The sequence below is a fragment of the Corallococcus sp. AB049A genome, assembly GCF_003668885.1.
Lineage (GTDB): Bacteria > Myxococcota > Myxococcia > Myxococcales > Myxococcaceae > Corallococcus > Corallococcus interemptor.
On sequence record NZ_RAWL01001345.1, the window covers coordinates 1 to 405 of the forward strand.

Sequence of the window (405 nt, forward strand, 5' to 3'; positions counted from 1 at the left end):
CTACTGGGCCGGCCGACCGGCGATGCGTATCGTTCAGGCACTGCACTGGCTCAAGGACATGCTGCCGGCGGAGAGTGACCGGATACGCCAACAGCTCACTGCACTGCTCATCGACCAGACCTACGGTGCCGCCATGCGCCAAGATCTCTACCAAGGCTTCGGGTTGTTGCCCATCTGGATGCAAGATTTCCTGCGCACCTTTCCCATCATCGATCCAACCGTTGATACCTGACCACAGTCAGCGCTCGGCGTCGGTAGGCGAGCTCAATGAGCCCGCCTCCCTGGAAGCAACAAGGGCAACTGCCCCAGATCTTGGCCGAACGTACTAGGCCAACTCCAATACAACAGAGAACAACGTATTCACCAAGGGTTCGCCCAAGTTGATACAGCCGCCCCCTCCGAGGG

Annotated in this window: 1 pseudogene; it reads left to right on the plus strand. The window is 59.3% G+C overall.

The window, feature by feature from the left end:
* Nucleotides 1–232 (plus strand): annotated as a pseudogene (locus D7X55_RS43970) (hypothetical protein); the annotation flags it as partial.
* Between the last annotated feature and the right edge of the window lie 173 nt (nucleotides 233–405).